The sequence below is a fragment of the Collinsella aerofaciens genome (genome assembly GCF_039062365.1).
Taxonomy (GTDB): Bacteria; Actinomycetota; Coriobacteriia; order Coriobacteriales; family Coriobacteriaceae; genus Collinsella.
On sequence record NZ_JBCJBI010000010.1, the window covers coordinates 88,506 to 95,541 of the forward strand.

Sequence of the window (7,036 nt, forward strand, 5' to 3'; positions counted from 1 at the left end):
TTTGGATCAGATCAAGGCCGACGCGGTCGAGGTGTTCCATTTCGACCGCGAGTGCAGGCCGCAGGACAGGGCGCACGCCTACCTGGGGAAGTATCGCGTCAGGCGCGGCTACAACGACACGGCGATGCAGGTCGCGGTGACCGACATGATCGAGCGCGCCTACGAGGCGGGAAGGGCTGAGGTCGCCGGCGCGAACCTCGTGCAGAACCTGCGCCGCCAGCTCACGAGCATCGAGGCGACCGTCGGGGACGCCATCGACCTGCTCGACGAGAGCGTAGGGGGGGGCGGACTGCGATGAGTGACTCGAGGGTCGGCGGCTACCCGATGGGGGTGACCGACGCCGCCATCGAGCGCCACTTCGGCGGGGCCTGCGAGCCCAGGATGTGCGGGAACTGCAGGCATTTCTGCAGCAGCGACATCCACGTCGACTACGGCTACTGCCACCTCGGGTTCGAGCGCGCCTTCGACGCGGAGGCGCCTGACCGCAAGGAGGGGTTCTGGCGCCTGGCGAAGTGGGCCGTGGTGTGGCTCATGGGGAACCTGCTGTACTGCGAGGACGAGTGCGGCGAGTGCCGCGACTACGAGGAGGTTGAGTGATGAGCGTCGAATTGCCCAAGGATGCCGAGGGACGAGAGATTCCGCTTGATACCGTGGCGCTGTTCAACCGTGACGGGAACGTATATAGCATCGTGCGCTGGACATTCACCACGGACTTTGATTTGAGTGACGGATGGTCGAACAAATGGCGTGCGATTACCGACCGTGGATTTGCACTCGACCCAGCACTCGTGTACCTCACCACCCCCGAGCCCGACACATGGGAGAAATTGGAGGATGACTTGGACAGGTGCATCGAGGCGGACGGCCTTTGTTCGTACCACAACCCGTCCGGAGTGTGTTTCAAATGCATCTTGGACGGCGACGGCCCATGTCATGGTGACTCGTATGCGCTAAAGGACATCAAGGAGCGCATCCGCAAGCTGCGGGGTGAGGACTGATGTGCGACTACTGCAGGGGCTACGACGGCCTCGATGCCGCCGAGGGCGGTCCGGACGCAATTCTCATTCGTTGGACGCTCGACGGATACCCGACGATCACAGTCGACCACCCTCATGACAATTACGGAACTTGGAGCATCCCGATTAACTTCTGCCCGTTCTGCGGGCGCAAGCTGGAGAAGATGGACGAATGATTACCAATTTGAGGATGATGACAAATGAATAAGCGAGCGATGATTTCGCAGCCTATGGCCGGTAAGACAGACGAGGAAATCGCGGAGACGAGGGATAAGGCGCACGCCAAGCTGCGCGAGATGGGCTACGAGTTCGTAAACACCCTGTTCACCGACGAGTGGTACAGCGACGAGGCCATGGAGGAGCGCGGCGTGGTGCAGGTCCCGCTCTGCTATCTCGCGAAATCTCTTGAGAACATGAGCCTGTGCCATGCGGCCTACTTCTGCAAAGGCTGGGAGAACGCACGTGGATGCCGCATCGAGCATGATGCCGCCGTCGCGTACGGTCTCGAGGTGCTTTATGAGGATTAGCGATGACGAGCGCAAGCGAGCGGTGGCCGAGTTGCGCGAAGCATCGACCGGGGCATACCGCCACGTTGATTCACTCGACGTGATTGCAAACTCAATCGGCGTCGAGGTGGACGGCAAGTTCAGTCACGAGGTTGAGAACGAGACGTACGCGGCCCTTGCAGATCTAATCGACCGGCCGACGTGCCATCTCGTCGAGGACGAGGACGGGCGCACAGCTTGTTCAGAGTGCGGGTGCACTGCGCTATACCTACTGGATGCAACGTACTGCCCTGATTGCGGGTCGATAATCGAGCGTCCTTGGTGAGTTGGTCCCCGGCGCTTGATAAGGTTCTGCCGTGGCGGGCGAGCTTTAGGGGGTATGCGAATGGCGTGTAGGCAGCCTGTAGGAGATGGGCCAAAAGGCCCATCTACAAAGTCAACACATCCGTTGAGGGACGAGTGGGCGCTCCGTAAGGGGCGCTCCTCTTACGTCCTTTGGACGGACGAGATGATAAGGCGGATGCAGGCGCACCCGGAGCGGACGGCGGCGGAGATCGCGGCGGACCTCAGGGTGACGCCGAGCGCCGTGAGGCACGCGCGGCAGCGGTACGGGCGCTTCTCGACCGGAACGGACGGTCTGTGCATCGCGTGCGACGCGCGGCCCGTGTTCGACACTTCGGCGCAGGCGAAGAAGTGGATGCTGTGCAAGGGGTGCTATCTGGCGGAGCGGAAGAGACGGCTCGAGGAGGAGGCTGAGAGCAACCGCATACGTCAGGCCGCGCACAGGAAGAAGGTCGAGTAGCCGAAAGGCCCCGGTTTCCGGGGCCTTTTCTTTAAACGTTACCCCCTTTTTACGCTCGTGGGCAAACGCACGCGCTTGTCCACGTGCGTAAAAAGGTGGGAACGTGCGCGTTTCCATAGGGCTATCTACCAGCGGAAACGTGATTTTGTGGCGGGAAAAGGGCGTGAAAAACTGACCAAGGAGGGCATCGAGGATGCCGTCCGCCTGTGCCGTGCCGGAATGACCGACAGGGACATAGCCGCATATCTCGGGGTCGCACGCGAGACATACAGCCGCTGGATCAACCACCCCAGAACAGACAATCAGCGTCAACTGTGTCACGTTCTAAAAAAGGCCGAGGTGGAGCGCAAGGCGACGCTCGTGGGCCGCATCATGGACGCGAGCGGCGACAGCTGGCAGGCGGCGGCGTGGCTTTTGGAGCGCAAGTACCCGCAGGAGTACGCCAAGGCGCAGCGCATCATGGACACCACCGACACGGCGGTACTCAAGGCCGCCAAGGAGCTCGTGCTGTCCGTGCCGTCCTCAATCGGCGGGGACGAGTAGCCGATGCCGCTCACGAGGATGCAGCGCGAGTACCTCGCCAACTGCACGCACCGCTACAACGTGAAGTGCGGGGCGACGGGCTCGGGCAAGAGCTACGTCGACATAGCCGTGACCATACCGCAGAGGCTCCTCGCCATGAGGGGCGAGGGGCTGGCGGTGATGATCGGGAACACCCGCTCGACGCTCGAGCGCAACATCCTCGAGCCGATGCGCTCCCTTTACAGCGAGGACGTCGTCAGCCAGATCGGGCGGGACAACACGGCCCAGATATTCGGGCGCAAGGTCTACTGCCTCGGGGCGGACAAGAAGACAAGCGTATCCAAGATCCAGGGCGCCACGTTCGAGTGGGTCTACGGCGACGAGGTCGCCACGTGGAGCGAAGATGTTTTCCAGATGCTCAAGAGCCGCCTGCGCTGCGAGCACAGCCGCTTCGACGGCACCTGCAACCCCGACAGCCCGAACCACTGGTTCAAGCGGTTCCTCGACGGCGACAGCGACATCTACAGGCAGGACTACACGATCTGGGACGGCGCGCTGGCACCGGATGTCATCGAGGCCCTCATCAAGGACTACGGCAGCGGCGTGTACTACGACCGCTACATCTTGGGCAAGTGGACGCTGGCCGAGGGCCTGGTCTACCCCGGGTGGGATGGTGCCCTCGAGAGCCGATATGCGGGCGGCGCCGTCAAGTACGCAGTGTCTTGCGACTACGGCACGCAGAACGCCTTCGCGGCGCTCCTGTGGGCTTACGACGGCCGTGTGTGGCACGTGGTGGACGAGTACCGCTACTCGGGCCGCGACACGGGCCACCAGAAGACGGACGCCGACTACGTGGCCGACATGGCCGACTTCGTGCGCGGGCTGGACAAGCCGCCCAAGTTCATCATCGACCCGAGCGCCACGAGCTTCATCGCCGCGATGCGGCAGGCCGGGTTCAAGACCAAGAACGGGCGCAACGACGTCGCGGACGGCATACGAGAGACGGATGTGTGCCTGGGCAACGGCACGGTGCGCATCTCCGACGCCTGCACGGGGCTGATAGGCGAGCTCGGCGGCTACTGCTGGGACGCCAAGGCGGACGGCGACAGGCCCGTCAAGGTCGAGGACCACAGCTGCGACGCACTCCGTTACGGCGTGGCGACACTGCGCATGTACAAGCCGAAGAAACAGCAGGTAAACCCGCTGTTCGATAGGGAAGGGAGGGGCCGATGGCAGACGGCCCGATTGTGACGGCGGCTGACATGGCGGCGGCGGGCTCGGCGGCGGGGTTCGCCTCGGACGCCGTGAGGCGCTACATGGCCGGCGAGATGTACCGCAACGCCGTGGCGGCCAGCGACTACTACCGCCAGCAGAACGTGACCATCAACAGGTTCACCAAAATCGTGTACTCGAGCGCCGGCACGCCGGTCGACGACTACACGGCGTCCGACATGCGAATCAAGTCCAACCTGTTCAAGCGCCTGAACGGGCAGCGCTGCTCCTATTCGCTTGGCAAGGGCGTGAGCTTCGTGGACGTCTCGAAGGGCGGCAAGGACACCACCAAGGAGGCGCTGGGCGACCGCTTCGACGACGACGTGATGAAGATAGGCCTGTACGCGCTTATCCACGGCATCAGCTTCCCCTTCTGGAACCTCGACCACATCGACGTGTTCACGGCCGACGAGTTCTGCCCGGTGTGGGACGAGGTGAGCGGCGCGCTGGTGGCCGGCGTGCGCTTCTGGCGCCTCGACCCGGACCACCCGTGGAACGCCACGCTGTACGAGGAGGACGGCTACACGCAGATGGCCGCCCCGGCCGCCGGCACGCTCGACTTCGCCGTGACGGAGGCGAAGCGCGCCTACAAGGTGACCTACGAGGAGGTGCCGGCCGACGGCCTCGCACTGGCCGTTGACGAGGAGAACTACTCGCGCCTGCCCATCGTGCCCGTGTGGGGCAGCGACGCGCACCAGTCCACGCTCGTGGGCATGCGCGGGGGCATCGACGCCTACGACATGATCAAGAGCGGCCTGTGCAACGACGTAAACGACTGCGCGCAGATCTACTGGATCGTCAACGGCGCCGGGGGCATGGACGACCGCGAGCTCGACCTGTGGCGCGCCAAGCTCAAGCTCACGCACGTGGCGCAGGTCGACGCCGAGCAGGGGCAGGCCGCGACGCCGTACGTGCAGGAGGTGCCCGTGGCGAGCAGCCGCGAGGCGCTGGCCCAGATAAAGGCCGACATCTACGAGGACTTCGGCGCGCTCGACGTGCACACCATCGCCGCCGGCGCGACCAACGACCACATTGACGCTGCCTACCAGCCGCTTGACGAGGAGGCCGCGGAGTTCGAGCGCCACATGCGAGAGGGCATCATGGACCTGCTCGCGCTCCAGGGCATCGAGGACACGCCGATCTTCACCCGCACGCGCATCAGCAACACCAAGGAGCAGATCGAGAACGTGTGCCTGGAGGCCGAGTATCTGGACGACGAGACGATCCTGCGAAAGCTGCCGAACATCACGCCCGACGAGGCCGCCGAGATTTTGGAGCGCAAGCGGCGGGAGCAGGAGGAGCGCATGGCTGCGCTGCCGCCGGCACTCGCCGCCAACGCGACGGGGGCCGCGGGTGCAGACGACGACAGCGACGACGGGGACGGCGAGGAGTAGCGCATGGCCGCGGACGAGGCCCACGAGTTCTCAGACGCCGAGATTCGGGCGTTCGAGCGCGAGGTGGCGGGAGTGTACGGCGAGGCGAGCAAGATGGCCTACGCCAACCTCAAGCGCTATCTGGCGCAGTTCGAGGCCGACGACGAGAAGATGCGCGGGCGTCTCGAGGCCGGCGAGATCACCAAGGCTCAATACAGGTCTTGGCGAAGCGGGAAGATCGCGGCCGGCAGGCGCTACCGAATCGTCCTCAAGCAGTGCGCCGAGGCCATGACGCATGCGAACGTCGTCGCTGCCGCCGCCATCGAGGGCAGGCTGCCCGAGGTCTACGCCGAGAACTACAACTACGGCACGTGGCAGGTCGAGAGCGCCGTGGGCGTTGACACGGCCTTCGCGCTCCAGGACGCCTCGACCGTGCAGAGGCTGCTCGCCGACCACGACAGCTACCTGCCCAAGCCGTCCGTCAACGTCGCCAAGGACATGGCGTGGAACCGCCGGCTCATCGCCAACCAGATCACGCAGGGCGTGCTGCTCGGCGAGTCGATACCCAAGATAGCCAAGCGCATGCAGGACGTGACGGGGGCGAACCGCGCGGCGGCGGTGCGCTTGGCGCGCACCTCGACGACGGCGGCGGAGAATGTCGGGCGCGTCGACAGCTACAAGAGGGCCAAGGGGCTCGGTATCAAGGTGCAGCAGGAGTGGCTGGCGACGATGGACGGCCGCACGCGCTCGAGCCATAGGCAGCTCGACGGCGAGAAGGTCGAGGTCGGGGAAAAGTTCAGCAACGGCTGCCGCTATCCCGGCGACCCGGAGGCGCCGTATGCCGAGACGTGCAACTGCCGCTGCACGCTCATCGCGGCCGTCGAGGGCATCGACTACAGCGACGGCAAGCGTTGGAGCAGGCTGCCCGAGGGCATGACCTACGAGGAATGGAAGGCCGGAAAGCCCGCTGTCACCGGCGCGAAGCCCGCGAACCGCACCATCTCCGAGTTCATGGAGATGCCCGGCACCAAGCGCAAGCTGGATGTGGCGGGCGTGTCCAAGACCGAGGCGCGCAAGCGGCTCTCGCGCCAACTCGAGGACTACGGCATACCGTCGAGCGGGTTCAGGAAGATGTCGGCGGGCGACCAGCAGAAGGTACTGGACACGGCGCTTACGCGAAGGAAACCGACGGAAACGGAGCTCCGAAGGGCGAGCTGCAAGCCGGTGAACGAGGCCCTGTACAACTCGCAGAAGAACTATGTTGAGAGACATGGCGGCTTGGTGATCAGGGGCGATGCCAGTTGGGAGGCCCATCTCGATAAGGAAAAGGTCGACGCGGCCGCCATCGGCGACACGATTATCCTGCGCTCGGACGCGACGACTTCGGAGGTGCTCGAGGAGGTGTTCCACTTCAGACAGCAGCTGCGCGGCGATTACTCCGACAAACCGGCGAGGGTAATGAGGCTTCGGTTGATTTTCAATCTCAATGCAACAGCCTGAACGGGTCCCGCGTTTCCGCAGCTAGCGCAACGCGGAAATAGCTCC

General features: G+C 64.3%; 11 protein-coding genes. All 11 read left to right on the forward strand.

The window, feature by feature from the left end; all coding sequences use genetic code 11:
* The first annotated feature begins 1 nt into the window (after position 1).
* The 11 genes from ABCN01_RS06700 (at position 2) to ABCN01_RS06750 (ending at position 6,991) form a co-directional block, all read left to right on the forward strand.
* Positions 2–298 carry a hypothetical protein gene (locus ABCN01_RS06700; RefSeq protein ID WP_342996559.1) on the forward strand — a complete coding sequence of 99 codons (297 nt, stop codon included), beginning with the start codon at positions 2–4 and terminating at the stop codon, positions 296–298.
* The gene (locus ABCN01_RS06705) at positions 295–597 is read left to right on the forward strand and encodes a hypothetical protein (RefSeq protein ID WP_342996558.1); all 303 of its coding nucleotides are present in this window, start codon (positions 295–297) and stop codon (positions 595–597) included. The genes ABCN01_RS06700 and ABCN01_RS06705 overlap by 4 nt, the downstream gene beginning before the upstream one ends.
* Complete coding sequence (locus tag ABCN01_RS06710; RefSeq protein WP_342996557.1) at positions 597–998, forward strand: hypothetical protein; 402 nt, start codon at positions 597–599, stop codon at positions 996–998. The genes ABCN01_RS06705 and ABCN01_RS06710 overlap by 1 nt, the downstream gene beginning before the upstream one ends.
* The gene (locus ABCN01_RS06715; RefSeq protein WP_342996556.1) at positions 998–1,192 is read left to right on the forward strand and encodes a hypothetical protein; all 195 of its coding nucleotides are present in this window, start codon (positions 998–1,000) and stop codon (positions 1,190–1,192) included. Before ABCN01_RS06710 ends, ABCN01_RS06715 begins: the two co-directional genes overlap by 1 nt.
* A gap of 24 nt (positions 1,193–1,216) precedes the next feature.
* On the forward strand, positions 1,217–1,543 hold the full coding sequence (locus ABCN01_RS06720; RefSeq protein WP_343014239.1) for a DUF4406 domain-containing protein: 327 nt from the start codon (positions 1,217–1,219) through the stop codon (positions 1,541–1,543).
* Positions 1,533–1,847, forward strand: a complete 315-nt coding sequence (locus tag ABCN01_RS06725; protein WP_342996554.1) for a hypothetical protein — start codon at positions 1,533–1,535, stop codon at positions 1,845–1,847. The genes ABCN01_RS06720 and ABCN01_RS06725 overlap by 11 nt, the downstream gene beginning before the upstream one ends.
* Before the next feature lie 183 nt (positions 1,848–2,030).
* Complete coding sequence (locus tag ABCN01_RS06730) at positions 2,031–2,324, forward strand: hypothetical protein (protein ID WP_343014240.1); 294 nt, start codon at positions 2,031–2,033, stop codon at positions 2,322–2,324.
* A 147-nt stretch (positions 2,325–2,471) separates the two neighbouring features.
* Complete coding sequence (locus ABCN01_RS06735) at positions 2,472–2,867, forward strand: helix-turn-helix domain-containing protein (protein WP_040358550.1); 396 nt, start codon at positions 2,472–2,474, stop codon at positions 2,865–2,867.
* 18 nt (positions 2,868–2,885) lie between these two features.
* A complete protein-coding gene (locus tag ABCN01_RS06740; RefSeq protein WP_343014241.1) occupies positions 2,886–4,097 on the forward strand; it encodes a PBSX family phage terminase large subunit in 1,212 nt (403 codons plus the stop codon).
* Positions 4,076–5,512, forward strand: a complete 1,437-nt coding sequence (locus ABCN01_RS06745) for a phage portal protein (RefSeq protein ID WP_342996551.1) — start codon at positions 4,076–4,078, stop codon at positions 5,510–5,512. Before ABCN01_RS06740 ends, ABCN01_RS06745 begins: the two co-directional genes overlap by 22 nt.
* A gap of 3 nt (positions 5,513–5,515) precedes the next feature.
* A complete protein-coding gene (locus ABCN01_RS06750) occupies positions 5,516–6,991 on the forward strand; it encodes a phage minor head protein (protein ID WP_342996550.1) in 1,476 nt (491 codons plus the stop codon).
* Positions 6,992–7,036: the final 45 nt, after the last annotated feature.

Coding starts and splice junctions, on each gene's coding strand:
- ABCN01_RS06705 (WP_342996558.1), top strand. CDS start 295: ATGAGTGACTCGAGGGTCGGCGGCTACCCGATGGGGGTGACCGACGCC.
- ABCN01_RS06710 (WP_342996557.1), top strand. CDS start 597: ATGAGCGTCGAATTGCCCAAGGATGCCGAGGGACGAGAGATTCCGCTT.
- ABCN01_RS06715 (WP_342996556.1), top strand. CDS start 998: ATGTGCGACTACTGCAGGGGCTACGACGGCCTCGATGCCGCCGAGGGC.
- ABCN01_RS06720 (WP_343014239.1), top strand. CDS start 1,217: ATGAATAAGCGAGCGATGATTTCGCAGCCTATGGCCGGTAAGACAGAC.
- ABCN01_RS06725 (WP_342996554.1), top strand. CDS start 1,533: ATGAGGATTAGCGATGACGAGCGCAAGCGAGCGGTGGCCGAGTTGCGC.
- ABCN01_RS06730 (WP_343014240.1), top strand. CDS start 2,031: ATGATAAGGCGGATGCAGGCGCACCCGGAGCGGACGGCGGCGGAGATC.
- ABCN01_RS06740 (WP_343014241.1), top strand. CDS start 2,886: ATGCAGCGCGAGTACCTCGCCAACTGCACGCACCGCTACAACGTGAAG.
- ABCN01_RS06745 (WP_342996551.1), top strand. CDS start 4,076: ATGGCAGACGGCCCGATTGTGACGGCGGCTGACATGGCGGCGGCGGGC.
- ABCN01_RS06750 (WP_342996550.1), top strand. CDS start 5,516: ATGGCCGCGGACGAGGCCCACGAGTTCTCAGACGCCGAGATTCGGGCG.